The following is a 24605-nucleotide window of genomic DNA, read 5'->3' on the forward strand; positions in this document are numbered from 1 at the left end:
GGAACCCGCCATGAGCGCCTTCGACACCTTCACCCCGGCCAGCGCCGCTGGCCAGCAGTGGAACGCCCAGGACTATGCGATCGACGCCGGCTTCGTCCCGCTGCTCGGCGGCGCGGTCTCGCGCCTGCTCGACCCGCGCGCCGGTGAGCGCATCCTCGACCTGGGCTGTGGCGATGGCGTACTCAGTACCGAACTGGCGCTGGGCGGCGCACGCATCCACGGCGTGGATGCTTCGCCGGAACTGGTGGTCGCCGCCCGAGCACGCGGTGTCGACGCGCAGGTGATGGACGGCCACGCGCTGTCGTTCGACAGCGAGTTCGATGCAGTGTTCAGCAATGCCGCACTGCATTGGATGACGACTCCGGACCGCGTGCTGGAAGGCGTGCGCCGCGCCCTGCGCCCCGGCGGCCGCTTTGTCGCCGAATTCGGTGGCCACGGCAACGTGGCCACGATCATCGCGGCGGTACAGGCCGCGCGCGTGGCCCACGGCCATGGCGCCAGCACCTTCCAGTGGTATTTCCCGACGGCCGATGCCTACGCCGACCGCCTGCGCCAGCATGGCTTCCAGGTGCAACTGATCGAGTGCACGCCGCGCCCGACCGCACTGCCGACCGGCGTGGCCGGCTGGCTGCGGGTCTTCGCCGCACCACTGCTGGACGACCTGCCGGCCGAGGCCCGCGCTACCGTGCGCGAGGCCGCCACCGCGTTGCTGGCCGAGCTGCCGCGCAATGCCGCCGGCCAGCCGCTGGCCGACTACGTGCGCCTGCGCGTGCTCGCCCGCCGTCGCTGACTTGACCGTTCCGTTTTCTTTACTGATGTTCGCTATTTCGTACTTCTGCCAGGCATACGCATGACTTCCGCACCCCGCACCCTGTACGACAAACTGTGGGACGCCCACGTGGTGGTTCCCGAAACCGACAGCGCCCCCGCCGTGCTGTACATCGACCTGCACCTGATCCACGAGGTGACCTCGCCGCAGGCGTTCACCGAACTGCGCGAGCGCGGCCTGTCGCCGCGCCGCCCGGACCGCACCAAGGCGACGATGGACCACTCCACGCCAACCCTGCCGCCTGCCGCCGACGGTACGCTGCCTTACGCCAGCGCCGCCTCCGAAGCGCAGGTCGCCACCCTGGCACGCAACTGCGCCGAACACGGCATCGAACTGTTCGACATGGCCTCGGACAATCGCGGCATCGTCCACGTGATCGCGCCGGAACAAGGCTTCACCCAGCCCGGCATGACCATCGTCTGTGGCGACAGCCACACCTCCACCCACGGTGCGTTCGGTTCGCTGGCCTTCGGCATCGGCACCAGCGAAGTCGGCCACGTGCTGGCCACACAGTGCCTGCTGCAGCGCAAGGCGAAGACCTTCGCGATCACCGTCGATGGCCCGCTGGCGCCCGGCGTCGGCGCCAAGGACGTGGTCCTGCACATCATCGGCGTGATCGGCGTCAACGGCGGCACCGGCCACGTCATCGAGTTCCGTGGCAGCACCATCGAAGCGATGGACATGGAACAGCGCATGACCCTGTGCAACATGTCGATCGAAGCGGGTGCGCGTGCCGGCATGGTGGCGCCGGACCAGGTTACCTTCGACTTCGTCGCCGCTACGCCGCGCGGGCCGAAGGGCGCCGATTTCGACGCCGCCGTGGCGCGCTGGCAGCAGCTGCGCAGCGATGACGGCGCGCGCTTTGACAGCGAAGTGCACATCGACGCCGCCGACATCCGCCCGACCCTGACCTGGGGCACCCATCCGGGCACCGCCATCGCGGTGGATGCACCGATCCCCGCCGCCAACGATGCCGCCGCACAGAAGGGCCTGGACTACATGCATTTCCAGGCCGGCAAGGCGCTGGCCGGAACGCCGGTGGACGTGGTGTTCGTCGGTTCGTGCACCAATGGCCGCCTGAGCGACATGCGCGAAGTGGCGCAGGTGCTGCGGGGCCGTCGTGTCGCCGATCGGGTGCGCATGCTGGTGGTACCGGGCTCGGAGATCGTCAAGCGCGAGGCCGAGGCCGAAGGCATCCACGAGATCGTGCGCGCGGCCGGTGCCGAGTGGCGCGAGCCGGGCTGCTCGATGTGCATCGCCATGAACGGCGATCTGGTCGCGCCCGGGCAGCTGGCCGTCAGCACCAGCAACCGCAATTTCGAAGGCCGCCAAGGACCCGGTTCGCGCACGCTGCTGGCCTCACCGATGAGCGCGGCGTGGGCCGCGGTGAACGGGCACGTCGCCGATACCCGCGAACTGTTCGCACAGGAGGTGGCGTGATGGCCGGTTTCCGTACCCTGACCTCGGCCAGCGTGGTGCTGCGCCAGACCAACATCGACACCGACCAGATCATTCCGGCGCGGTTCCTGTCCACCACCGAACGCGCCGGCCTGGGCCGCAACGCGTTCAATGACTGGCGCTGGCAGGCCGACGGTTCGCCGGTGGCCGACTTCGCCTTCAACCAGCCGCACAACGCCGGCCGCAGCGTCCTGCTGGCGGGCCGCAACTTCGGCTGCGGCTCGTCGCGCGAGCATGCACCATGGGCACTGACCGATCTGGGCCTGCGTGCCATCGTCAGCAGCGAGATCGCCGACATCTTCCGCGGCAACTCGCTGAAGAACGGCCTGCTGCCGATCGTGCTGGACGAAGCCGACGTGCAGGCGCTGATGCAGCGCCCGGACGACGAGCTGACCATCGACGTGGCCGCGCGTGAGCTGCGCACGCCCGATGGGCGCGTCTATTCCTTCCCGCTGGATGGCTTCTCGCAGACCTGCCTGCTGGAAGGCGTCGACCAGTTGGGGTATCTGTTGGGCCGTGTCCCTGAAATCGAACGTTACGAGAGTGAGCATGCACGCTGAAATTGTTGTCCTGCCCGGTGATGGCATCGGCCCGGAAGTGGCCGCCGCGGCAGTCGCCGTCCTGAAGGCCGTCGCCGAACGCTTCAACCACACCTTCACCTTCAGCGAGCACGACATCGGTGGCATCGCCATCGACCGCCACGGCGAGCCGCTGTCGGCCTCGACGTTGACTGCCTGCCAGGCCGCCAACGCGGTGCTGCTGGGCGCGGTCGGCGGCCCGAAGTGGTCCGATCCCAATGCCAAGGTGCGCCCGGAACAGGGCCTGCTGGCGATCCGCAAGGCGCTGGGCCTGTATGCCAACCTGCGCCCGGTGCGTACCCACGAAGCCGCACTGCACGCCTCGCCGATCAAGGCCGAGCTGCTTCAGGGCGTGGACTTCGTGGTGGTACGCGAACTGACCGGCGGCATCTACTTCGGCGACAAGACCCGCAACGCCGACAGCGCCAGCGACCTGTGCCGCTACACCGTGGCCGAGATCGAACGCGTGCTGCGCAGTGCCTTCCGCCTGGCCCGGCAGCGCCGCGGCAAGGTCACCTCGGTGGACAAGGCCAACGTGCTGGAGACCTCGCGCCTGTGGCGTGACGTGGCCGCGCGCATCGGCCGCGAGGAATTCCCGGACGTTGCACTGGAGCACCAGCTGGTCGATTCCATGGCCATGCACCTGCTGGCCAAGCCGCGCGAGTACGACGTGATCGTGACCGAGAACATGTTCGGCGACATCCTCACCGACGAAGCCTCGATGCTGGCCGGCTCGCTCGGCCTGCTGCCGTCGGCCTCGCTGGGCGAACCCGGTGCAGTCGGCATCTACGAGCCCATCCATGGTTCGGCCCCGGACATCGCTGGCAAGGGCATCGCCAATCCGTACGCGACGATCTTCAGCGCCGCGATGCTGCTGCGCCATTCGCTGGGGTTGGAAACGGAAGCCGCTGCGGTGGAAGCCGCCGTGCACGCCGTGCTGGACGATGGCGTGTTCACCGCCGATCTGGCCGCCAAGGGCCAGGCGGTGAGCACGGCAGCCGCCACCGACGCGGTGCTGGCCAAACTCAACTGATCCGATAGCGCCACGCCACGCGTGGCGCCTCTCCCTTCGGACATTGCGGGCCGCCACCCATGGGGTGGCTCTACTGTAGAGCCACGCCATGCGTGGCTGCATTATTTGGTGGTGTACCCACCATTGACCAGGATGGTCTGCCCGGTCATCCACCAGCCATCGGTGACCAGGAAGCGGATCCACGGCACGATGTCGGCGATGTCGGTCAGTCCGGTACGGGTGAACGCCGAGAGCGCGGCCGCGGTCTTGTGGTACGCCTGCGCATCGGCACTCTCGGCGGGATAGAAGAACGGCGTGTCCATCGGACCCGGGCCGATCGCGGTCACCGAGATGCCGCGCTCACCGAACTCCTTGGACGCCGCGCGGGTGAAATGCTCAACCGGTGCCTTGGTGCCGGCATAGCTGGAATAGAACGGCGTGAACGCACCCAGCAGTGAGGTGACCAGGGTGCAGATGCGGCCACCGTCGTTGACGTGGCGGCCAGCCTCCTTGAGGAAGAGAACGCGGCCTTGGCGTTGACCGCGCTCATCTCGTCGTACTCCGCTTCGCTGATCTCCAGCAGCGGCTTCTTCAGCACCTTGCCGACCGTATTGATGGCGATGTCGGGACGGCCGACTGCGGCCACGGCATCGGCGAACAAGCGCTCCATCGCTGCGGCAGACGTCAGGTTGCCCTGCAGGGCAACCGCCTTGCTGCCAGCGGCCTGCACGGCGGCGACGGTCGCCTCTGCATCGGCCTGGGTGGCGGCGCTGTTGTAGTGGATGACGATGGCTTTGGCGCCCTGGCTGGCGAAGTCGCGGGCGATCAGTCCGCCCAGGTTCTTGGCGCCACCGGCGATCAGCACGGTCTTGCCCTTGAGGGAATGGTCGGTCATGGCCTCGGTCTCGGAAGTGGGCTGTCCGGGGTGGCAACCCTGCCCTGACGACGATATCGTGCAGAAAATGCGGATAAAGCCCGCCGCATTGACTTAACCTTCCAGAGCCAGCGAACAATGGACCGGATCGATCGCTTCCGCATCTTCACCCGGGTGGTGGAGTGCGCCAGCTTCACCCGCGCCGCCGACCAGCTCGGCCTGCCCCGCTCCACCGTCTCGGCAGCCATTGCGGAGCTGGAGCAGCGGCTCGGTACCCGCCTGCTGCAGCGTTCGACCCGCAGGGTGTCGACCACCCACGACGGCGACGTGTTCCATGCCCGCTGCCTGCGCCTGATCGCCGAGGTTGAAGACGCCGAATCGCTGTTCCGGCAGGACGATGCGCAGCCGGTGGGTCTGCTGAAGATCGACGTGCCAAGTCGCATCGGCCGCCGCATCATCGCCCCGGCGCTGCCCGACTTCTTCGCGCGCCATCCGCAGGTGGAAGTCGACCTGGGCATGACCGACCGCGCGGTGAACCTGATCGAAGACGGCTGCGATGCGGTGCTGCGGGTCGGGCAGCTGGGCGATTCCAGCCTGGTGGCCCGCACGCTGGGCCAGCTGGACTTCGTCAACGTTGCCGCGCCGGCCTACATGCGCGAGTACGGTGTGCCGCAGCAACCTGCCGACCTGCAGCAGCACCGGGCGGTGAACTACGCGTCACCGACCACGGCGCGGGTGGAACCGTGGGAGTGGCAGGAGGGTACGCAGCTACGCACATTGCCGATGCCCGGCTGGGTGCGGGTGAACAGTGCCGAGGCATCGATTGCGTGCTGCGTGGCGGGGCTGGGGCTGCTGCAGATTCCGCGCTACGACGTACAGGCCGAACTGCAGTCAGGCGCATTGGTGGAGGTGATGCCGCAGTACGTGGCGCAGCCGTTACCGGTGACCCTGCTGCAGCCGCACCGGCAACACCGCGCGCAACGCGTGCAGGTATTCATCGAATGGCTGCTGCCAGTGCTACGGAGCGGCCTGCAGCTACAGTAGATCCACGCCATGCGTGGATGCGTTCCGCAGTGCCAACCAAGGTTGGCACCTACCAGGGCAAAGACCAGCTGCTGTAGATCCACACCATGCGTGGATGCATGCGTCAGTGCCAACCAAGGTTGGCACCTACCAGGGCGGTGGCCGCAGAATCCGGGGCATTACGCCCCGGATTCGTCCGGCTTCACCCGGAACCATGCCGCATACAACGCCGGCAGGAACACCAGGGTCAGCACCGTGCCGACGATCAGGCCGCCCATGATCGAGATCGCCATCGAGCCATAGAACGCGCTGCGCGACAGCGGAATCATCGCCAGCACGGCCGCCAGCGCGGTCAGTACGATCGGGCGGAAGCGGCGCACCGTCGCATCGATGATCGAATGCCAGCGGTCATGCCCGGCATCGATGTCCTGCTGGATCTGGTCGATCAGGATCACCGAGTTGCGCATGATCATGCCGGCCAGCGCGATCGTGCCCAGCAGTGCCACGAAGCCGAACGGCGCGCGGAACAGCAGCAGGAACAACGTCGCGCCGATGATGCCCAGCGGCGCGGTCACCAGCACCATCGCCGCACGCGAGAAGCTGCGCAGCTGCAGCATCAGCAGCGTGGCCACCACCACCAGGAACAGCGGCATGCCGGCCTTGATCGAGTTCTGGCCACGTGCCGAATCCTCCACGGTACCGCCGGTTTCCAGCAGGTAACCGTTCGGCAGCTCGGCACGGATGCCATCCAGCGTCGGCAGGATCTGATGCACCACGTCCAGCGGCTGCATGCCATCGCTGATGTCGGCACGCACGGTCACCGTCGGCAGGCGGTTGCGGTGCCAGATGATGCCGTCCTCGAAGCCGTACTCCATCGTCGCCACCTGCGACAGCGTGATGCTGCCGCCGTTGGCGGTCGGCATCGACAGGCTGGACAGCAGCTCCAGCTGGTTGCGCTCATCGGCCGGGCCACGCAGCAGCATCTCGATCTGGCGGTTGCCCTCGCGGTACACGCTCACCGACTGCCCGGCCAGCGAACTGGACAGGAACTGGCTGACCTGGGCACTGCTCACGCCCAGCGCCCGCGCACGCTCCTGGTCGATCACCAGCCGCACCACCTTGCTCGGCTCGCTCCAGTCCAGGTTGACGTTCATCACGTGCGGGTTCTCACGCACCTTGGCTTCGACCTGGCGCGCGATCGCCTGCACCTTCTCGATGTGCTCGCCGGAAATGCGCATCTGCACCGGATAGCCGACCGGCGGGCCGTTCTCCAGTCGGGTCACGCGCATCTGCACGTCCGGGAACTTCGGAATCACCTCGTGCAGCAGCCAGTCACGTGTGCTTTCGCGCGCCTTGATGTCCTTGGCCAGTACCACGAACTGGGCGAAGTTGGTGGCCGGCAGCTGCTGGTCCAGCGGCAGGTAGAAGCGCGGCGAACCGGTGCCCACGTAGGACACGTAGTTGGCGATGCCCTCGCGGCTGGACAGCAGCTTCTCCAGCTTCTCGGCCTGGGCCTGGGTCGAGCGCAGCGACGCGCCCTCGGCCAGCTCGATGTCCACCATCAGTTCCGGCCGGGTCGAATCCGGGAAGAACTGCTGCGGCACGAAGCGGAACATCATCAGCGAGAACACGAACAGGGCGATGGTCGCGGCAATCACCCACCAGCGGTGGCGCAGGCAGCCATCGAGGAAGCGACGGAAGCTGCGGTAGAACGGGCGCTGGTACGGATCGTGGTCGTGCCCGTGCTGCGGCGGCGCGATCAGGTTGGCCAGCGCCGGATAGCGGTCGGCCCACTGCTGGCGCTTGGCATGCCAGCGCGCGGACACGCTGCCCGGCTTCGGCGGCTGCGGATTGAACAGGTCCGGCAGCATCTTGTCGCCCAGGTACGGGATGAACAGCACCGCCGCGATCCACGACACCACCAGCGCGATGGTCACCACCTGGAACAGCGAACGCGTGTACTCACCGGTGCTCGAGGCCGCCGTAGCGATGGGCAGGAAGCCGGCCGCCGTGATCAGCGTGCCGGTCAGCATCGGGAACGCGGTCGACTCCCAGGCGAAACTGGCCGCGCGCAGGCGGTCGTAACCCTGCTCCATCTTGGTGGCCATCATCTCCACCGCGATGATCGCATCGTCCACCAGCAGGCCCAGCGCCAGCACCAGTGCACCCAGCGAAATCTTGTGCAGGCCGATGTCGAAGTAGTGCATGACGAAGAAGGTCATCGCCAGCACCAGTGGAATGGTCACGCCCACTACGAGGCCGGTGCGCAGGCCCAGCGAGAAGAAACTGACCAGCAGCACGATCACCACCGCTTCGGTCAGCACCTGCACGAACTCGCCGACCGACTCTTCCACCGACTGCGGCTGGTCGGACACCTTGCGCAGCTGCATGCCCGCCGGCAGGGTCTTCTGCAGGCGCTCGAACTCGGCATCGAGATTGGCGCCGAGCTTGAGGATGTCACCGCCATCCTTCATCGCCACTGCCAGGCCGATGGCCTCTTCACCCATGAAGCGCATCTTCGGCGACGCCGGATCGGCGAAGCCACGCTTGACCTCGGCGATGTCGCCCAGGTGCACGGTGCGGTCACCGGCGCGGATCGGGAACTGGCGGATCGCTTCGATGTCGTTGAACTGGCCGGTCACGCGCAGCTGCACGCGGTCGGTGGCGGTCTCGAAGAAGCTGGTGCCGGTGACCGCATTCTGGTCGGCCAGCGCCTGCTGTACCTGCTGCATCGACACACCCAGCGTGGCCAGGCGGGTGTTGGACAGCTCGATCCACACCTTCTCGTCCTGCAGGCCGACCAGGTCGATCTTGCCGACATCGGGCACGCGCTGCAGTTCCAGCTGGATGCGGTCGGCGTAGTCGCGCATCACCGCGTAGTCGAAGCCCTTGCCGGTCAACGCATAGATGTTGCCGTAGGTGTCGCCGAACTCATCGTTGAAGAACGGACCGACGATCTCGCGCGGCAGCGTCGCACGGATGTCGCCCACGCGCTTGCGCACCTGGTACCACAGGTCCGGGATCTGCCTGGAACGCAGGCTGTCGCGGGCCATGAAGATGACCTGCGATTCGCCGGGGCGCGAATAGGAGCGGATGAACTCGTACTCGCCGGTGTTCATCAGCGCCTTCTCGATCGGCTCGGTCACCTGCCGCGAGACCTGTTCGGCGGTGGCGCCCGGCCACAGCGTGCGCACCACCATCGCCTTGAAGGTGAATGGTGGATCCTCGGACTGGCCCAGGTGCTTGTACGACCACGCGCCGATCAGCGCGAAGGCCAGCATCGCGAACAGCACCAGCGGGCGGTTGGCCAGCGCCCACTCGGAAAGATTGAAGCGGCGCACCGGCTTACTCCTTGGCCTTGGCGGCAGCCGCCGGCGTGGCCGGCTTCAGCACCGGGCGGTTCTGCCGGTCCACGGCGATCACCGGCTGGCCCGCTCGCAGCAGGTGGCCACCGGCGGCAACCACCCAGTCACCCGCGTTCACGCCGGACAGCACCGGCACGGTCTCGCTGCCAAACGCACCGGTGGTGACCGAGGCGGCCTTCAGCGTGCTGTTGGCCGGATCGACCACCCACACGCTGGCGGCACCGTTGGCACCGCGCTGCAGCGCGCCCAGCGGCAGCTGCAGGGTGCCGTGGCGACCGGCGCTGCTGTAGACGCGTGCGCTCTGGCCCAGTTCGACATCGGCCAGCGCATCGGCGGCCAGGCTGACGCGGGTGGCATAGGTGCGTGCCTGCGGATCGGCGGCGGCGGCGATCTCGCGGATCGTACCGGGCAGGCGCTGGCCCGGGCGGTTCCACAGTTCCACCTCGACCGGCTGGCCGACCGCGTAGTCGCGGATGGTCGCCTCGGGCAGGTCGATCAGCACTTCGCGGCCGCCATCGGCGGCCAGGTTGAAGATGGTCTGGCCGGCGGACACCACCTGCCCGGCTTCGGCCTCGCGGCTGGCGATCACGCCATCGGCCGGCGCGCGCAGCTGCGCGTAGTCAGCCTGGTTGCGCAGCACATCGAGGTTGGCGCGGGCCGCATTGGCCTGGCCCTGCGCGGCCTTGAACGCCGCGGACTGCTGGTCCAGCTGCGAGCGGCTGACCAGTTGCTGGTCGGCCAGCACCTGGTAGCGCTTCAGGTCATCGCGGGCACGCACCAGGTCGGCCTCGGCCGCAGCCAGCTGCGCCTGTGAGGCACGGGCCTGCAGCGCGAAGTCAGCCACGTCCAGTTCGGCCAGCACGTCGCCCTTCTTCACCCGCTGGCCGGCATCGACGTGGCGCTTGACCAGGTTGCCTCCGACGCGGAACGACAGCGGGCTTTCCTGACGGGCACGCACCGTGCCCGGGAATGCCGCCGGCGCCTGTCCGGCCTGTTCGCCGGGGTGAACCACCAGTACCGGCACGGCCGCCTGCGGCGCCTGTTCCTGTCCCGAACAGGCTGCCAGCGCAGCCACCCACACCATACCGCCCATCCAGCGCACGATCTTCATCGGTCAACGTCCTGAAAACGCAGGGTTGCAACAAGGGGGAGCCGCGACTGCCGGCCCAATTTAATAAACCGGCCGGTATAGTATAAATATCGAACCGCTTGGTCTAGTATTGTTGCGATGAGTTCTTCCACTTCCCGCAAGCCGTCGGCCAAGCCCGCTGCCAAGGCCGCCGGACCCGGGCGCCCCAAGGATCTGGGCAAGCGCGCGGCGATCCTTGAAGCAGCCAAGGTACTGTTCATCGAACAGGGGTATACCGGCGTGAGCATGGACGCCATTGCCGCCCAGGCCGGCGTCTCGAAGCTGACCGTGTACAGCCACTTCGGCGACAAGGAGACCCTGTTCTCCGAGGCCGTGCAGTCAAAGTGCATTGCGTTCCGGTCCTGCCTTCCAGAACAGCTCGCGCAGGCGTTCGTCGGTCTCCGGCGCCATCATCATGCGCTGGATAGAGATCGCCGCATCGGAAGTGATCAGTTCGAAGAAGGCCAGGCCGATGCCGATCAGCTGGTCGCGCAGCGGGCCGTCCGCGTCGGCCACGAACAGGGCATCGGGCAGCATTTCAATATGATGTGCGGCATGCCACTGTCACCGGTGGAGTGCGACCCTCTTGCCCACGTGACCGCCAGCATCGACTTCTTCCTGCGCGCCTATGCGCCGCGAGGGGCCGGGACGGCTGAATAACCAAAACTGAACGAACCGGAGGTCGCGATGACTTCCGGCACTGCGACCCCGGCCACCCGGCAGCTGATGCTCTGGGCGCGCCGCCGGCCTCCGGCACCGGTAAAATGGCCGGCCCACTGCGCTGGATTTGAACCTCATGACGATTGATTACGCCCACGCCCGCGAACTGATGGTGGAACAGCAGATCCGTCCCTGGGACGTGCTGGACATCAAGGTGCTCGACGTCCTGGCCCGCCTGCCGCGCGAGGCTTTTGTCGCCGATGCACACCGGGCGCTGGCCTACGCCGATGTCGAACTGCCGATCGGCCACGGCCAGAAGATGATGAAGCCGGTCATCGAGGGCCGTACCCTGCAGGCACTGGATCTGCAGCCGGGTGACGAAGTGCTGGAAATCGGCACCGGCAGCGGTTTCCTGTCCGCCTGCATCGGCGCGCTGGCGCGCGACGTGCTGAGCCTGGAGATCGACCCGGAGCTGGCCACCGCCGCGCGTGCCCGCCTGGACGCCTCCGGCCTGGGCACCAACGTCCGCGTGGAAGTGGCTGACGCCCTGTCCTGGCAGACCGAACGCCGCTTTGACGTGATCTGTGTCACTGGTGCGGTCGACGTGGTGCCGTCACAGTTCGCCTCGTGGCTGCGTCCGGGTGGTCGCCTGTTCGTGATCCACGGCCGCTCGCCGGCGATGGAGGCCCTGCTGGTCAAGGCCGACGGCAGCACCGAGTCCCTGTTCGAGACCGATATCGATTACCTGCGTGGTGCCGCCCCGGCACCCCAGTTCCACCTCTGAGTCCAAGGAAGCCGCAATGATCCGCCGATCCCTCGCTGTTGCGCTGGCCACTGCCCTGCTGCCGTTGTCTGCCCATGCCGCCGACCTGCTGCAGGTCTACGAAATGGCGCGCAACGGCGATCCGCAGCTGTCTGCCGCCGAATCGACCCGGCTGGTCGACAAGGAAGGCGCCGTGCAGGCACGCGCCGCCCTGCTGCCGCAGATCAACGGCCAGGCCACGCTGAACCGCACGCGCAGCGAGCCGAACGCCGACATCAACTCCGGCTCGTTCACCAATAAGCGCCGCAATTACACGATCGATGGCAGCCAGACGCTGTTCAACTGGACCCAGATCAACAACCTGCGTTCGCAGCGTGAGCTGAGCAAGGCGGCGGACTTCACCCTCGAATCTGCCAACGACAGCCTGATCGTGCGCACCTCGGCGGCCTACTTCAACGTGCTGGTGGCGATCGAATCGCTGAACGCCGCACAGACCAATGAAGCGGCTGCGAAGAAGCAGTTCGACTTCGCCGACAAGCGCCTGGAAGTGGGCCTGGCGCCGATCACCGACGTGCACGAAGCACGCGCCCAGTACGACCAGGCGCGTGCCAACACCATCGTTGCGCAGAACACCCTGGCCGATAACTACCAGGCCCTGACCGAACTGACCGGCCAGCCGGTGGTCAACCTGCGCGGCCTGCCGGCCGACTTCCGTCCGGAAGTGCCGGCCAACCGTGGCAACATCGATGAGCTGGTGCACCAGGCCACCACCCAGAATCCGGCGCTGAAGGCGCAGGAACTGAAGGTGAGCGCCGCCGAAGCCGGCGTGCAGGCCGCGCGTGGTGGCCACTACCCGACCCTGTCGCTGGGCGGCAGCTGGGGCAAGACCGCGACCTGGGGCGACAGCACCGGCTCCGGCTCGCTGTCCCCCGATGCCCGCACCAACAGCATCGGCCTGACCCTGAACGTGCCGATCTTCGCCGGCGGCGCTACCCAGTCCGGCGTGCGCCAGGCACTGGCCCAGCGTGACATTGCCCAGGACGGCTACGAGCAGCAGAAGCGTGCCCTGGACCGCAACACCCGCAATGCCTACCAGACCCTGGTACAGGGCATCAGCGAAGTGGAAGCCCGCCGCCTGGCGGTGGTCTCGGCACAGAGCGCCTATGACGCCTCGCAGGTCGGCCTGGAAGTCGGTACCCGTACCGTGCTGGACGTGATCCAGAACCAGCGCATCCTGTTCTCGGCGCAGCTGGACTACGCCCAGGCCCGTTACACCTTCCTGCAGAACCGCCTGCTGCTGAGCCAGTCGCTGGGTGCGCTGGACGTGGCCGAGCTGCAGGACGTCAACCGCCTGCTGACCCAGGACGCGGGCAACCCGGCAACCACCACGCACTGAGTCGTCAGCCTGCCGATCACGAAGAAGCCACCCGCGAGGGTGGCTTTTTTGTTGGTCGCGCGGACGGAGGCATGCACCCACCGACCGTCAGCCGGGCCAGACCCGCATCCGTTCGACTGCGGCCAGCAGACACAGTGCGATGGCGACGGGAGCCAGCACCGGCAGGGCGCGTGACCGCTGTGCCCGTCCGCGCAGCACGGCCACGCACACGGCCCCCATCACCAACAGGGTTGCCGGACCAGGCAGTACCGGCAGGCTGCCCATGGGCGCCCACAACGCCAGCAATGCCGCCGGCAGGACGACGGCAACCGGCACCAGTCTCTCCCGGAACTCCAGGGATCGGTCACCTGCCGTCGGCCACAGCTGCATCGCCACCTGCGCAGCCAACATCAGCAGCACCAGGATGAGCGCCACCAACCCTGCCACTCCCGCCAGCGGCAGCAAGGGCATCACCCAGTACAACTGCGGGTGATGCTGCAGGGCGACCGACAAAGGCCGCGTGCTGGCCAGGGCCGGAAATTCGACCAGGCCCGCCTGCAACGCGGCCAGTACGATCAGCAGCACCATGGCCAGCAGCACGCACGCCGGCAGCAGCGGCGGCCGTGCCCTCGCCTGCCTGCCGATGCCAGGAAATCCCAGCGCCAGGCCAACGGTGGCAAACACACCGTACAGCGGCACGCTCGCCGCCAGTACACCGCCGATCCCGAAGCGATAGGGTGCCGTTGCCGGCGGCAGCCATGGAATCCAGTACGCGTAGTGCACATGGCGGGCTGCCAGCACCAGCAACAGCAGGCCGGCGCCGACCTTCACCGTCAGCAGCACGCAGGCAACCAGCACCACACGGTGTGGCCGCAGCAATCCGACCACTGCAAGCAACAGCAGGCTGGCAGCAGCCATCAGTTGACCCGGCATCCCGTTGCTGGCCTCGATTCCACAACCAGCCAGCAGTACATGCAGATGGTTGGCGACGGACTGCGCAACGCCAGCGGCAGTCACCACCAGTTCCAGCAGCAGCGCGCCACCGAGCAGAACGGCCGGCACGCCTCCCCAGCAGTCCCGCACCACGCCATGCAGGCCATCGGCAGCGGGCCTTTGCTGGTTCAGAACGTGCAGGCAGTACAGCAGCGGCCCTGTGCCCAGCGCGGCCAGCAGCAGGCTCAGGACGATGGCCGGGCCTGCCTGGGCTGCGGTGTGCTGGCCGACCAACGCGACCACGCCGCCTCCCAGCAGCAAGGTCAGTGCCACCACCACAAGGCGATCGCCGTACCCGGGCTCATCGATGCCGGGGCTGCTGTCGCTGTCCATCGCAAGTTCCCTTGATATCCGCCCAAGCGCGGTCGACAGCAGACTGACAGCCTGTGCCGGGAGGCGGTATCGGAATACGCGCCATGCGCATCACGATGTGACGGCAGGCACGTTGGCAAGGAAGCTCACGGTCCCGCTACGACAGATTCCAGGTCGCTAAGCAGAATTGACGCGGTCTTTCACGACAGTCACGTCGCGTGCGCCGGCCCTTCGGACTCAGCGGCAAGGCGGCGGCAGGTGCGGTCCGACCAGCGCCAGCGTACGCTGCAGGGCACCGCGTCCGTTGCTGATCAGCGTGCAGCCTGCCCGCGCCATGTCCTCGCGTGCCTGTGGATCTTCGAGCAGGTGCTGCAGCAGTTCGCCGACCGCCTGCACGTCTTCGCCGATCAACAGCGCGCCCGCCTCGCGCATGCGGCGGGAAATCTCCGAGAAGTTGTGCAGGTGCGGGCCCGTCACCGCAGCGGTGCCCATCGCCGCCGGCTCCAGCAGGTTGTGGCCACCGATCGGCTGCAGGCTTCCACCGACAAACGCCACCTGCGCGCAGGCATAGAAAGGCATCAGCTCGCCCAGGGTATCGATGACGAACACATCGGTTCCAGCCTCCGGCCACTGCTTCGCGCGCCGGGTTGCCACGTTCCAGCCCTGCTCCCGCGCCAGCGCCTCCACCTTCGGGAAGCGCTCGGGATGCCGGGGCGCCCACAGCAGCAACAGGTCGGGGTGCTGCCGGCGCAGGCGCCGATGCAGATCGATCACCGCCTGTTCTTCACCATCATGGGTACTGGCGGCGATCCACACCGGCCGCCGGGCCGGCACGCGGGCATGGAACTGCTCGACGAAGCCCTGCACGTCCGGCGTAGTGATGTCGAACTTCAGGTTGCCCAGCGCCTGCACCTGCTCCGGCGCGGCACCCAGCTGCACGAAACGCTCGGCATCGTCCTGCGACTGCGCGGCCACGCAGGTGACCGTGCGCAGCGCGCGGCGGATCAACGCCGCCAGCAGCCGGTAGCCCCGCAGCGAACGTGCCGAGAGGCGCGCGTTGAGGATGTAGACCGGAATGCCACGGTCACGGCAGCCGAACAGCATGTTCGGCCACAGTTCGGTTTCCAGGATCAGCGCCAGGCTGGGCTGGAAGTGGCCGAGGAAGCGGTTGACGCTGCCGGGCACGTCATACGGCAGGTAGACGTGGTCCAGGGCGTCGCCCCACAGCGCACGCACGCGCTCGGAGCCGGTCGGGGTGATGGTGGTGATGACCCAGCGGATGTCCGGTCGCTCCTTGCGCAGCGCGTTCACCAGCGGCGCAGCGGCATTGACTTCGCCCACCGAGACCGCGTGCAGCCAGACCCGCGGTTGGCCGGTGGGCTGGGGATAGGAGGCATAGCGCTCATCCCAGCGCCGGAAGTATTCACGGACCCGGAAGCCGCGCCAGACCAGGTGGTACACAGTGATCGGCAGCAGGATATAGAGCACGACCGAGTACAGGCCGCGCAGGATCCATTCGACAGGGTCTTTACGCATGCGGCAAGGATACGGGAGCCCCCCGGGAAAGACACGCGGCCGCCTTGGTAGAATGGGCCAATGTCCGATGCCACCACCGCCGTCCGCCCGTCGCTGCGCGATCCCCGCAACTGGCCGATGTTCGCCGCCATGCTGGGCGCCTTCGCCATCGCCCGCCTGCCGTGGATGCTGCAGCGTGCGCTGGGCCGGGGCGTCGGCTGGATCACCTGGCGCCTGCTGGGCAGCCGTCGCCGCGCCGCCGAGGTCAACCTGCAGCTGTGCTTCCCCGAGAAGGACGAGGCCTGGCGCCAGCGCCTGGTGCGCGACAGCTTCGATGCCCTGGGTGTGGGCGTGTTCGAGTGCATCCGCGCCTGGTGGGGCAGCATCGACAGCATCCGCCCGCAGGTGCAGATCGAAGGACTGGAACATCTGCGGCAGATGCAGGCGGAAGGTCGTGGCGTGCTGCTGGTGTCCGGCCATTTCATGACCCTGGAAATGTGCGGGCGCCTGCTGTGCGACTACGTTGATCTTTCAGGCATGTACCGCAAGCACAAGAACCCGGTGTACGAGTGGGCGGTGAAGTTCGGCCGCCTGCGCTACGCCAAGGCAATGTTCGCCAATGAGGACATCCGCGCTACCGTGCGCCACCTGAAGAAGGGCGGCTTCCTCTGGTACGCGCCCGACCAGGACATGCGCGGCAAGGACACCGTGTTCGTGCCGTTCTTCGGCCACACCGCTTCGACCATCACCGCCACCCACCAGCTGGCGCGGATGACCGGCTGTGCGGTGATCCCGTATTTCCATCGCCGCGAAGGCGGGAAGTACTTCCTGAAGATCGGCGCGCCACTGGAGAATTTCCCCAGCGACGACGTGGAAGCCGATACCACGCGGGTCAACCAGGCCATCGAAGAGATGGTGCGCGAGGCACCCGACCAGTACCTGTGGATCCACCGCCGCTTCAAGCGCCAGCCAGGCGGGCGGAGCGATTTCTACAAGTAGATCCACGCCATGCGTGGATGCTTTTCGATTCCGTGCCGGGATTCACAACGGCCAGCGGCACCAGGCGTACGGGTACTCCCCCACCACGCACGCCAAGCCCGCACGGACCGGATTGGCCAGGATGCACATCGCCTTCTCGTGAAGTGATTCGTCGGTCCGCACTGCATGGTCGTGATAGGCGCGCTGCCACTGCGCAGTTCCATCAGCCAGTGCAGATGGTCGGGCATCACCACCCAGGCGAGACTGTGGCGGAAGCCCCTACGCTCGACGAAGCGCAGGGTGTCGATCAGGATTGCCATGTTCGCCGCATCGGCGAACAACGGTTCACGGCCAAGGGTTGCCGTGGTCAATGAGTACACGTTGCCGGATCGGGAATATCGACCGTAGCGGAGTCCTGGGCTGGCCATGCCTCAAGCGTGCGATACGCATGGAAACACAGGTAGTGGTGGGTTACCTGTGTTTGCGTCGGGAAAGCTCCATCCACGCATGGCGTGGATCCACCACAGCAATCTCCGTTCGGTACGTGCAGTAGAGCCACGCCATGCTGGATGGACGATCACACCGCCGTCGGCGTGTCGTCCGCGTCGCGCGCCAGCAGGCTGCCGGCGAACAGCGCGGCCAGCAATACGGTCAGGCCACCCCAGAAGGCCGAATAGAACGCCAGATGGGTGTTCAGCGGGAACACGGTCACCGCCAGCGCCAGCATCGCCGGACGCGCGCGTTCGCGGGCCATTGCCGGCGCGTAGCGCCATGCGCGCCAAGCCTGGGCCACGGCCGCCAGCCACAGCAACAGACCAATCACTCCAGTCTCTGCGAGGATTTCCAGCACGATCTGATGGGCATGAAGCGCCGGGGCATTGCCCCACACGGCCGGCCCGTCCTCCGCCACGCAAGCGGGATAGGCATCGCGGAAACCACGTGCACCAACGCCATTGATCGGGTGCTCTTCAATCATGCAGGCGGCGGCTTCCCAGATCCGCGCGCGCCCTGACAGGGCCTCGTCGACACCACGCTCACCCCCATCCAGGGCCATGGCCGTTCGCGCGAAGCGCTCGCGCAGCTGCGGCACGCTGGCGGTCAGCGCACCGGCGCCGAGCACCGCCACCAGCGCCAGCGCGGCCAGCCGTTTCCAGCCGAACTGGCGCACGCCGCTGTAGGCCAGCACCAGCGCGAAGGTGATCCACGAGGCGCGCGAACCGGCCAACAGCAGCACGCTGCCCAGTGCTGCCGCAGCCAGCAGCCAGCCCGTATTGCCAAAGCGCCGCGCGGCGGGCAGCAGCAGGAACGGCGACAGGCTGGCCAGCACCTGGCCGAACTTCAGGTTGCACGGTCCCAGTGCGCCACTGAGGCGATCTGCCAGTGCGGCCTCGTCGGCCGGGCACAGTGCGTGGCCACTGACCGCCAGCTTCAGGTGTTCCAGCGACCAGAACCATGGGCTGGTGCCGGCCACCGCCTGCACCAGCGCATCCAGCGTCCATGCGCCGGTGATCAGTGCCAGCCCCGCGAAGGTCAGCCGCCGCCGCTCCGGCGTAGCCACCGCGATCGCCACCAGCCACATGAAGGGCAGATAGCGCAGGCCCGCAGCAGCCTTGGTCCACGAGGCCGCCGGATCGATCGCATCGAATGCGGAGAATGCCTGCGGCAGCCAGTAACCAAGGAACAGGATCGAAGTCAGTGCCCAGGCCGCCGTGCTCAACAGATGCGGGCGGCGCTGCAGGCGGCGCGTCACCATGCGCGCCGCCGCGTACAGCGCGCCCAGGCCCAACACGGTTTCGGCGATGCCTGGCAACGGCCACATCGCCACGTACGCCAGCACCCACCAGGGCGCCCAGCGCCCGGCGCGGTCGTCGCGCACGATGACGGCAGGGTCAGCCGGCGAGGTCGGCATAGAGGCGGAGGGTATCGCGCTGCATGGCCTGCAGGGTAAACGGGATGCGGGTCGGCAAGGACGGGGGCTGGGCCAGCAGGGCCAGCGCACGTTCACCCAATGCCCGCGCATCGCCGAGCGGCACGGCACCTGCGGGTTGCAGCTGCCGAAGCAGCTCACCGACGCCACCATGGTCCCAACCCAGCACCGGCCGGCCCACCGACAGCGCCTCGACCACGGTGCGGCCGAACGCTTCGGGCTTGTCCGACACCTGCAGTACCAGGTCGCTGGCCGCGTAGGCCTGGGCGATGCGTGCGGTCGGCGTGCTGATGTGCACGGCCTCGGCCACGCCGAGCGCGGCCGCCTGCCGGCGCAGGTCGGCGACGTAGGCTTCACGGCCGGGTTCATCGGTGCCCAGCATCCACAACTGTGCCGGCACGCCGGCGGCGCGCATATCCGCCAGCAGCTGCAATGCGTATGCGTGGCCCTTCAGGCGGGTGCCACGCCCCGGCAACAGCAGCAAGGGGCCTTCAACCTGCGCCAGCCATGGGTACTCTGCCGCAAGCGCCATCCGCGGACGGCGATCGGCACGCGCCACGCGCGGGAATTGGGCCACATCGACGCCACGCGGAATCACCTGCAATGCCTGTTCGGGCACGGTCGGGTAGTGGCGCTGCACGTAATCGCGCACGGTGTTGGACACGCAGATCACGCGTTCGCCGCTGGTCATCACCGCGCTGTAGCGGCTGGGCGAGTTCAGCCCATGCACGGTGGTCACCCAGTGCGGGCGTTGCGCGGCAGGCAGGGCACGGATTGCGTACAGGCCCAGCCAGGCCGGCAGCCGCGAGCGGGCATGCACGATGTCCGCACCAACCTCGGCAAACAAGCGACGCAGGGTCGGTAAGTGGCGCAGGGTCAGCAGCGACTTGCGGCCGATGTCCAGGGTGAGGTGCTCGGCACCGCTGTCGAGCAGCGGCTGCACCAGGCGGCCACCGGCGGAAACCACCAGCGCGCGATGGCCGGCGGCGACCAGGGCCGCAGCGATTTCCAGGGTCGAGCGCTCGACGCCGCCGGAGTGCAGCGCCGGCAGCAACTGCACCACGGTCAATCGGCGCATCGAAGGGGCGGCCGCTTAGTCGGCCAGCACGAACACGGAACCGCAGTACGGGCACTGCGCTTCGCCATTGGGCTCGTCTTCGATCGGCAGGTACACGCGCGGATGCGAGTTCCACAGCGCCATTTCCGGGGTCGGGCAGCTCAGCGGCAGATCGCTGCGGTGCACGGTGTAGCGCTTCTCGGCGTTGGCGGGCGCAGTGGCGGTATGGCTCATGGCGGATGTCGATGAACGGGTTGCGAGGCCTGTGATTCTAGCATCCAGGCCGCCCCGACATTGCGCCGCAACGGGTCTTTGCGCGTACCGGGCCGATTCCCTGCGACCTTGCATGCCACTTCGGGATGAGGTGCCGGTGGGAATTCCCGACCGATCCTGCAGATTCACCCCGGGAAACCACCGACAACGATATTTACCGCATTTGGATCGAACTAAATGGCACTTGTCAGGTTGCCACGGCTGTTGCAGGATCGGGCCAGGTCGTGAACCGGCCTACCCCAATCCGACCCGATCGCATGGCCCGCCCCCACCGGACCGGCATCGCCTCTTCCACTGCCATCCCGGCGGGCGGAGCGATGCTGTCCGTGGTGTCCGCCGATGCGGGTTCTGCCCGCCGCCAGCCCTTCCGGGAGACCCCTGCATGACCCTGTCCGATCCACGCCGCGCCCTGCTTCCGCTCGCCCTGGCCCTGGCCTGTGCGACTACCGCGATGCCGGTGCTGGCACAGGGACTGCAGAGCTCGTTCGAGCCGGGCCAGCCGGCTCCGGAACCGGCCGCAGGCGCATTGCAGGTCACGATCGGCAATGGCCCCGCGGCGCCCTACGCCGCCAAGCGCAATGTCGGCTACAGCGGCCTGCACGCACTGCGCTACAGCAGTGAAGGTGGCAATGCGCGGCGCGAACTGTTCAAGGCGGACGTGACCATCGAGGCGGATACCACCCTGTCGTGGCTGGTGCTGCCGGAGATCGTCGGCAAGGACACCGTGGCTTCGACCTATGTGTCTCTGGACCTGCTGCTGGACGATGGCAGTCGGGTTTCGGCCGGCGCTGCGCGTGACCAGCATGGGGTGGCCCTCGGCGCCCGCGCGCAGGGCGACTCGAAGACGCTGTACCCGCAGCAATGGGCGCGCAAGGCGGTGCGGCTGGGCGATGTGCCCGCGCTGAAGGGCCGCCGCGTGGTGGCGATCGAACTGGAGGTGGCCAGTGCCGACGGCGCACCGGTCTCCGGCTGGATTGATGACGTTCGCCTGGACACCGTGCCACGGCAGCAGCCAGCGCGCGTCTCCGACTGGGTGCTGACCACCCGCGGTACCCAGGCCAACGGCACCTTCTCGCGTGGCAACAATTTCCCGGCCACGGCGGTGCCGCACGGGTTCAACTTCTGGACCCCGGTCACCGATGCCGGTGCGCTGAACTGGCTGTACCGCTGGAACGAGCAGAACGACGCGCAGAACCGTCCGCAGCTGCAGGCGCTTGCGCTGAGCCACCAACCCAGCCCGTGGATGGGCGACCGCCAGACCTTCCAGGTGATGCCCTCGGCCAGTCGTGGCGTGCCGGAGGCTGACCGCCGCAAGCGTGCCCTGTCGTTCGACCGCAGCCATGAAAGCGCCCGCCCTTACCGCTACGACGTGCGCTTCGACAACGGCGTCGCGGCATCGATCGCGCCGACCGACCATGCCGCGCTGTTCCGCTTTGACTTCCCGGAGGACGGCGACGCCAACCTGCTGTTCGACAACGTCGATGCCCGCGGTGGCCTGACTCTGGACGCCGCCACGCAGACGCTGTCCGGCTACACCGACACGCGCAGCGGCCTGTCCAACGGTGCCAGCCGCATGTACGTGGTGGCCAGCTTCGACAAGCCGTGGCGCAGCAGTGGGCGCCTCGACACCGGCCGACCGACCGGCTACATCAAGTTCGATGCCGGCAGCGAACGACGGGTGACCATGCGCATCGCCACTTCGCTGATCTCGGTGGAGCAGGCACGACACAACCTGGCGCTGGAAATCGCCGCCACCGATACGCTGGAGAGCGTGGCCGGCCGTGCGCAGGATGCATGGGACGCACGCCTGGCCCGCTTCGACATCGGCGATGCCAGCGACGATCAGAAGACCACGCTGTACTCCAGCCTGTACCGGCTGTTCCTGTACCCGAATTCCGGCCATGAAAACGTGGGCAGCGCCGCCGCACCGGAGTGGCGCTACGCCAACCAGGCCAGCGCCAGCGATGACAACACCGAGGGCAGCGCGACCCGCACCTTTGCCGCCGTGCGCGATGGCAAGGTGTTCGTCAACAATGGCTTCTGGGACACCTTCCGCACCACGTGGCCGGCCTACGCGCTGTTCACGCCCGACGATGCCGGGCAGATGGTGCAGGGTTTCATCGAGCAGTACCGCGCTGGCGGCTGGATCGCGCGCTGGTCGTCGCCGGGCTACGCGGACCTGATGGTCGGCACCAGCTCGGACGTGGCCTTCGCCGATGTGTGGCTGAAGGGCGTCGGCGGCTTCGATCCGGGCGAGGCCTACGCCGCCGCGCTGAAGAACGCGACCGTGGTACCACCCGATCGCCATGTCGGCCGCAAGGGCATGGACCGTTCGACCTTCCGGGGCTACGCCAGCGCCGACGTGCATGAGGGCATGTCGTGGACGATGGAAGGCGCACTCAATGACTTCGGCATCGCCAACATGGCCGATGCGCTGGCCAAGCGCGCGGCCACGCCGGCCGCACGCGAGCGCTACAGCACCGAAGCCGACTACTTCCGCCACCGCGCTGCCAGCTACGCGACGATGTTCGACCCTGCCGCCGGCTTCTTCCAGGGCCGCAAGGCGGATGGCCGCTGGCGCGTGGACGCCAAGGACTACGACCCGCGCGTGTGGGGCCACGATTACACCGAATCCAACGGCTGGACCTTCGCCTTCACTGCCGCCCATGACGGCGAAGGCCTGGCCGCGCTGTACGGTGGCCGCGACAAGCTGGCGGCGAAGCTGGATACCTTCTTCGCCACGCCGGAAACCGCAGACCCGGCACTGGCCGGCTCCTACGGCGGCACCATCCACGAGATGACCGAAGCGCGCGACGTGCGCATGGGCATGTACGCGCACAGCAACCAGCCGGCGCACCACATCCCGTGGATGTACCTGTATGCCGGGCAGCCGTGGAAGACCCAGCAGCACGTGCGCGAGATCCTGTCGCGGCTTTACGTCGGCAGCGAGATCGGCCAGGGCTATCCGGGCGATGAGGACAACGGCGAAACCTCGGCATGGTACGTGCTGGCCTCGCTGGGCCTGTACCCGCTGCGCATGGGCGCCCCGGAGTACGTGATCGGCTCGCCGGCCTTCGAACATGCACGCGTGGAGCTGCAGGGTGGCGCGGTGCTGACCGTGAACGCGGCCAACAACTCGCGCGAGAACGTCTACGTGCAGTCGCTGAAGATCAACGGCAAGCCGTGGACGAAGACCTGGGTGCCACACGACCTGATCGCCAAGGGCGCGACCCTCGACTTCGTGATGGGACCCCGTCCGTCGCGCTGGGGCAGCGGCGTGGACGATGTGCCGCGCTCGTTGACCGCGCGCGGCCAGCGCCCGCAGCTGCTGCACGACCTGCTCGGCAGCGGCGCGAAGGCGACGCTGGCCGATGGCCGCGCCCTGCCCGCACTGGTCGATGACGATGCGAGTACCACCGTGGGCCTGGGCGGCGGCGCAACCATCGCGCTGACCGGACTGAGCGACGGCACGCCGACGATGTACACGCTCACCAGCGGCGACGGCCGCATCCAGGGCGGCGAGTGGACGCTGGAGGCGCGCAACGGCGGCGGCAGCTGGACCGTGCTCGACCAGCGCAGCGGCGAAGACTTCGAATCCGCCCGCCAGACCCGTCCGTTCCGCATCGCCAGACCCGGCCGCTACAGCGAATACCGCCTGCGCCTGGCGGCACCGGCACGGCTGCCACTGGCGGAGATCGAACTGCTGGCGGCCGGCACCGTACAATGAGCGGCATGCGCTACCGTCTTCTGCCTCTGGCCCTTGTTGCCCTGTCCTTCTCAAGTTTCGGCCAGACCCAGGCGTTCGATACGCAGCTGACCCGCGACGGCGTGACGCTGAACTACCAGGACGCCCGTGGCGCCCTGGCCGCGCCGCAGCGCAAGCGGGTAATCGATACGTTCTTCTTCGCCTACCTGCGCGAACGTGCGGACTTCCACCCGCCCGCGCCGGCGATGGTGCGCATCGTGATCGATCCGGCCTACACCGGCATCGCCTTCGTCGGCGACAAGGACCAGGCAGCGACGATCACCATCAACCCAGGCTGGTTGGCGCAGCACCCGAACGACATCGACCTGGTCACCCATGAGGCGATGCACATCGTGCAGGGCTATCCAGGTTACGGCGATGCACGGGTGCCGGGCTGGCTGGTGGAAGGCATCGCCGACTACGCACGCGACCGCTACGGCATGGACAATGCCGCCGCAGGCTGGGTACTGCCGGACAAGGTCGAGAAGGGGCAGAATTTCGACAGCGGCTACCGGGTGACCGGTGCGTTCCTGAAATGGGCCGAGGCCGAGTATCCCGGCCTGGTGCTGGCGCTGGACAAGGCCCTGCGCGACGGCCGCTATACGCCGGCGCTGTGGCAGAAGCACACCGGCAAGGCACTGCCGGCGCTGTGGACGCAGTATGCCAAGCCGCGTTCGGATGCACCGCCGCCGGCACCAGCGCGCCGCGGCAAGCGGCGCTGACTGGGCGATCAACTGGG

At 67.7% G+C, this 24605-nt stretch carries 18 protein-coding genes and 2 pseudogenes; 11 read left to right on the forward strand and 9 right to left on the reverse strand.

Features of this window, described 5'->3' with window-relative positions; genetic code table 11:
* Positions 1-10: 10 nt before the first annotated feature.
* From CKW06_RS19465 to leuB, 4 genes are read left to right on the forward strand one after another with little or no spacing between them, the layout of a single operon-like run.
* A complete protein-coding gene (locus CKW06_RS19465; protein ID WP_024958458.1) occupies positions 11-790 on the forward strand; it encodes a class I SAM-dependent methyltransferase in 780 nt (259 codons plus the stop codon).
* A 60-nt stretch (positions 791-850) separates the two neighbouring features.
* Positions 851-2269: a 3-isopropylmalate dehydratase large subunit gene (gene leuC, locus CKW06_RS19470; RefSeq protein WP_005414408.1), complete on the forward strand. Its 1419-nt coding sequence runs from the start codon at positions 851-853 to the stop codon at positions 2267-2269.
* A complete protein-coding gene (gene leuD / locus CKW06_RS19475; RefSeq protein WP_024958459.1) occupies positions 2269-2847 on the forward strand; it encodes a 3-isopropylmalate dehydratase small subunit in 579 nt (192 codons plus the stop codon). The genes leuC and leuD overlap by 1 nt, the downstream gene beginning before the upstream one ends.
* Positions 2837-3898: a 3-isopropylmalate dehydrogenase gene (leuB, locus tag CKW06_RS19480; protein WP_024958460.1), complete on the forward strand. Its 1062-nt coding sequence runs from the start codon at positions 2837-2839 to the stop codon at positions 3896-3898. Before leuD ends, leuB begins: the two co-directional genes overlap by 11 nt.
* 101 nt (positions 3899-3999) lie before the next feature.
* Here leuB and CKW06_RS19485 read toward each other — a convergent pair.
* Positions 4000-4772 (reverse strand): annotated as a pseudogene (locus CKW06_RS19485) (SDR family oxidoreductase).
* A 117-nt stretch (positions 4773-4889) separates the two neighbouring features.
* On the opposite strand from CKW06_RS19485, the gene CKW06_RS19490 reads away from it, so the two are divergent.
* A complete protein-coding gene (locus CKW06_RS19490; protein WP_024958461.1) occupies positions 4890-5795 on the forward strand; it encodes a LysR family transcriptional regulator in 906 nt (301 codons plus the stop codon).
* Positions 5796-5953: 158 nt separating this feature from the next.
* Here CKW06_RS19490 and CKW06_RS19495 read toward each other — a convergent pair whose 3' ends face one another.
* Both CKW06_RS19495 and CKW06_RS19500 read right to left on the reverse strand, forming a co-directional pair.
* Positions 5954-9115 carry an efflux RND transporter permease subunit gene (locus CKW06_RS19495; protein ID WP_005410957.1) on the reverse strand — a complete coding sequence of 1054 codons (3162 nt, stop codon included), beginning with the start codon at positions 9113-9115 and terminating at the stop codon, positions 5954-5956.
* Positions 9116-9119: 4 nt separating this feature from the next.
* Entirely contained in the window at positions 9120-10250 is a 1131-nt protein-coding gene (locus CKW06_RS19500) for an efflux RND transporter periplasmic adaptor subunit (protein WP_024958462.1), read from the reverse strand.
* A gap of 117 nt (positions 10251-10367) precedes the next feature.
* Between CKW06_RS19500 and CKW06_RS24230 the strand changes: the two genes are divergently transcribed.
* From CKW06_RS24230 to CKW06_RS19520, 3 genes are all read left to right on the forward strand, one after another.
* The gene (locus CKW06_RS24230; protein ID WP_024958463.1) at positions 10368-10928 is read left to right on the forward strand and encodes a TetR/AcrR family transcriptional regulator; all 561 of its coding nucleotides are present in this window, start codon (positions 10368-10370) and stop codon (positions 10926-10928) included.
* 136 nt (positions 10929-11064) lie between these two features.
* Entirely contained in the window at positions 11065-11712 is a 648-nt protein-coding gene (locus CKW06_RS19515) for a protein-L-isoaspartate O-methyltransferase family protein (RefSeq protein ID WP_005410960.1), read from the forward strand.
* Positions 11713-11728: 16 nt separating this feature from the next.
* Positions 11729-13087 (forward strand): TolC family outer membrane protein, encoded by a 1359-nt coding sequence (locus tag CKW06_RS19520; protein WP_005410961.1) that lies wholly within the window; start codon positions 11729-11731, stop codon positions 13085-13087.
* A gap of 87 nt (positions 13088-13174) precedes the next feature.
* Here the strand turns inward: CKW06_RS19520 and CKW06_RS19525 are convergent, their stop codons facing one another.
* On the reverse strand, positions 13175-14392 hold the full coding sequence (locus CKW06_RS19525; RefSeq protein WP_024958464.1) for a hypothetical protein: 1218 nt from the start codon (positions 14390-14392) through the stop codon (positions 13175-13177).
* A 216-nt stretch (positions 14393-14608) separates the two neighbouring features.
* Positions 14609-15907: a lipid IV(A) 3-deoxy-D-manno-octulosonic acid transferase gene (gene waaA / locus CKW06_RS19530; protein ID WP_024958465.1), complete on the reverse strand. Its 1299-nt coding sequence runs from the start codon at positions 15905-15907 to the stop codon at positions 14609-14611.
* A gap of 60 nt (positions 15908-15967) precedes the next feature.
* Here waaA and CKW06_RS19535 point away from each other — a divergent pair, with 60 nt between their 5' ends.
* Positions 15968-16885 carry an LpxL/LpxP family Kdo(2)-lipid IV(A) lauroyl/palmitoleoyl acyltransferase gene (locus CKW06_RS19535; RefSeq protein ID WP_005410964.1) on the forward strand — a complete coding sequence of 306 codons (918 nt, stop codon included), beginning with the start codon at positions 15968-15970 and terminating at the stop codon, positions 16883-16885.
* Positions 16886-16927: 42 nt separating this feature from the next.
* Here CKW06_RS19535 and CKW06_RS24025 read toward each other — a convergent pair.
* The 4 genes and pseudogenes from CKW06_RS24025 to CKW06_RS19555 all read right to left on the reverse strand — a co-directional run bounded on the left by CKW06_RS24025 (position 16928) and on the right by CKW06_RS19555 (position 20082).
* A pseudogene (locus CKW06_RS24025) lies at positions 16928-17292 on the reverse strand (transposase).
* A gap of 149 nt (positions 17293-17441) precedes the next feature.
* The gene (locus CKW06_RS19545) at positions 17442-18773 is read right to left on the reverse strand and encodes an O-antigen ligase family protein (RefSeq protein ID WP_012481209.1); all 1332 of its coding nucleotides are present in this window, start codon (positions 18771-18773) and stop codon (positions 17442-17444) included.
* Positions 18754-19869, reverse strand: coding sequence for a glycosyltransferase (locus tag CKW06_RS19550; RefSeq protein ID WP_024958467.1), 1116 nt, complete (start codon positions 19867-19869; stop codon positions 18754-18756). Before CKW06_RS19550 ends, CKW06_RS19545 begins: the two co-directional genes overlap by 20 nt.
* Before the next feature lie 15 nt (positions 19870-19884).
* Positions 19885-20082 carry a zinc-finger domain-containing protein gene (locus CKW06_RS19555; protein ID WP_005410967.1) on the reverse strand — a complete coding sequence of 66 codons (198 nt, stop codon included), beginning with the start codon at positions 20080-20082 and terminating at the stop codon, positions 19885-19887.
* A gap of 421 nt (positions 20083-20503) precedes the next feature.
* Between CKW06_RS19555 and CKW06_RS19560 the strand changes: the two genes are divergently transcribed.
* On the forward strand, positions 20504-23848 hold the full coding sequence (locus CKW06_RS19560) for a GH92 family glycosyl hydrolase (protein WP_024958468.1): 3345 nt from the start codon (positions 20504-20506) through the stop codon (positions 23846-23848).
* The gene (locus CKW06_RS19565) at positions 23845-24588 is read left to right on the forward strand and encodes a basic secretory protein-like protein (RefSeq protein WP_032964638.1); all 744 of its coding nucleotides are present in this window, start codon (positions 23845-23847) and stop codon (positions 24586-24588) included. The genes CKW06_RS19560 and CKW06_RS19565 overlap by 4 nt, the downstream gene beginning before the upstream one ends.
* Positions 24589-24605 lie beyond the last annotated feature (17 nt).

The organism is Stenotrophomonas maltophilia (genome assembly GCF_900186865.1).
GTDB lineage: Bacteria > Pseudomonadota > Gammaproteobacteria > Xanthomonadales > Xanthomonadaceae > Stenotrophomonas > Stenotrophomonas maltophilia.

Bases quoted from the DNA above. Each gene is read 5' to 3' on its own strand.
- CKW06_RS19465 (WP_024958458.1), top strand. From the start codon at position 11: ATGAGCGCCTTCGACACCTTCACCCCGGCCAGCGCCGCTGGCCAGCAG.
- leuC (WP_005414408.1), top strand. From the start codon at position 851: ATGACTTCCGCACCCCGCACCCTGTACGACAAACTGTGGGACGCCCAC.
- leuD (WP_024958459.1), top strand. From the start codon at position 2,269: ATGGCCGGTTTCCGTACCCTGACCTCGGCCAGCGTGGTGCTGCGCCAG.
- leuB (WP_024958460.1), top strand. From the start codon at position 2,837: ATGCACGCTGAAATTGTTGTCCTGCCCGGTGATGGCATCGGCCCGGAA.
- CKW06_RS19490 (WP_024958461.1), top strand. From the start codon at position 4,890: ATGGACCGGATCGATCGCTTCCGCATCTTCACCCGGGTGGTGGAGTGC.
- CKW06_RS19500 (WP_024958462.1), bottom strand. From the start codon at position 10,250: ATGAAGATCGTGCGCTGGATGGGCGGTATGGTGTGGGTGGCTGCGCTG.
- CKW06_RS24230 (WP_024958463.1), top strand. From the start codon at position 10,368: ATGAGTTCTTCCACTTCCCGCAAGCCGTCGGCCAAGCCCGCTGCCAAG.
- CKW06_RS19515 (WP_005410960.1), top strand. From the start codon at position 11,065: ATGACGATTGATTACGCCCACGCCCGCGAACTGATGGTGGAACAGCAG.
- CKW06_RS19520 (WP_005410961.1), top strand. From the start codon at position 11,729: ATGATCCGCCGATCCCTCGCTGTTGCGCTGGCCACTGCCCTGCTGCCG.
- CKW06_RS19525 (WP_024958464.1), bottom strand. From the start codon at position 14,392: ATGGACAGCGACAGCAGCCCCGGCATCGATGAGCCCGGGTACGGCGAT.
- waaA (WP_024958465.1), bottom strand. From the start codon at position 15,907: ATGCGTAAAGACCCTGTCGAATGGATCCTGCGCGGCCTGTACTCGGTC.
- CKW06_RS19535 (WP_005410964.1), top strand. From the start codon at position 15,968: ATGTCCGATGCCACCACCGCCGTCCGCCCGTCGCTGCGCGATCCCCGC.
- CKW06_RS19545 (WP_012481209.1), bottom strand. From the start codon at position 18,773: ATGCCGACCTCGCCGGCTGACCCTGCCGTCATCGTGCGCGACGACCGC.
- CKW06_RS19550 (WP_024958467.1), bottom strand. From the start codon at position 19,869: ATGCGCCGATTGACCGTGGTGCAGTTGCTGCCGGCGCTGCACTCCGGC.
- CKW06_RS19555 (WP_005410967.1), bottom strand. From the start codon at position 20,082: ATGAGCCATACCGCCACTGCGCCCGCCAACGCCGAGAAGCGCTACACC.
- CKW06_RS19560 (WP_024958468.1), top strand. From the start codon at position 20,504: ATGACCCTGTCCGATCCACGCCGCGCCCTGCTTCCGCTCGCCCTGGCC.
- CKW06_RS19565 (WP_032964638.1), top strand. From the start codon at position 23,845: ATGAGCGGCATGCGCTACCGTCTTCTGCCTCTGGCCCTTGTTGCCCTG.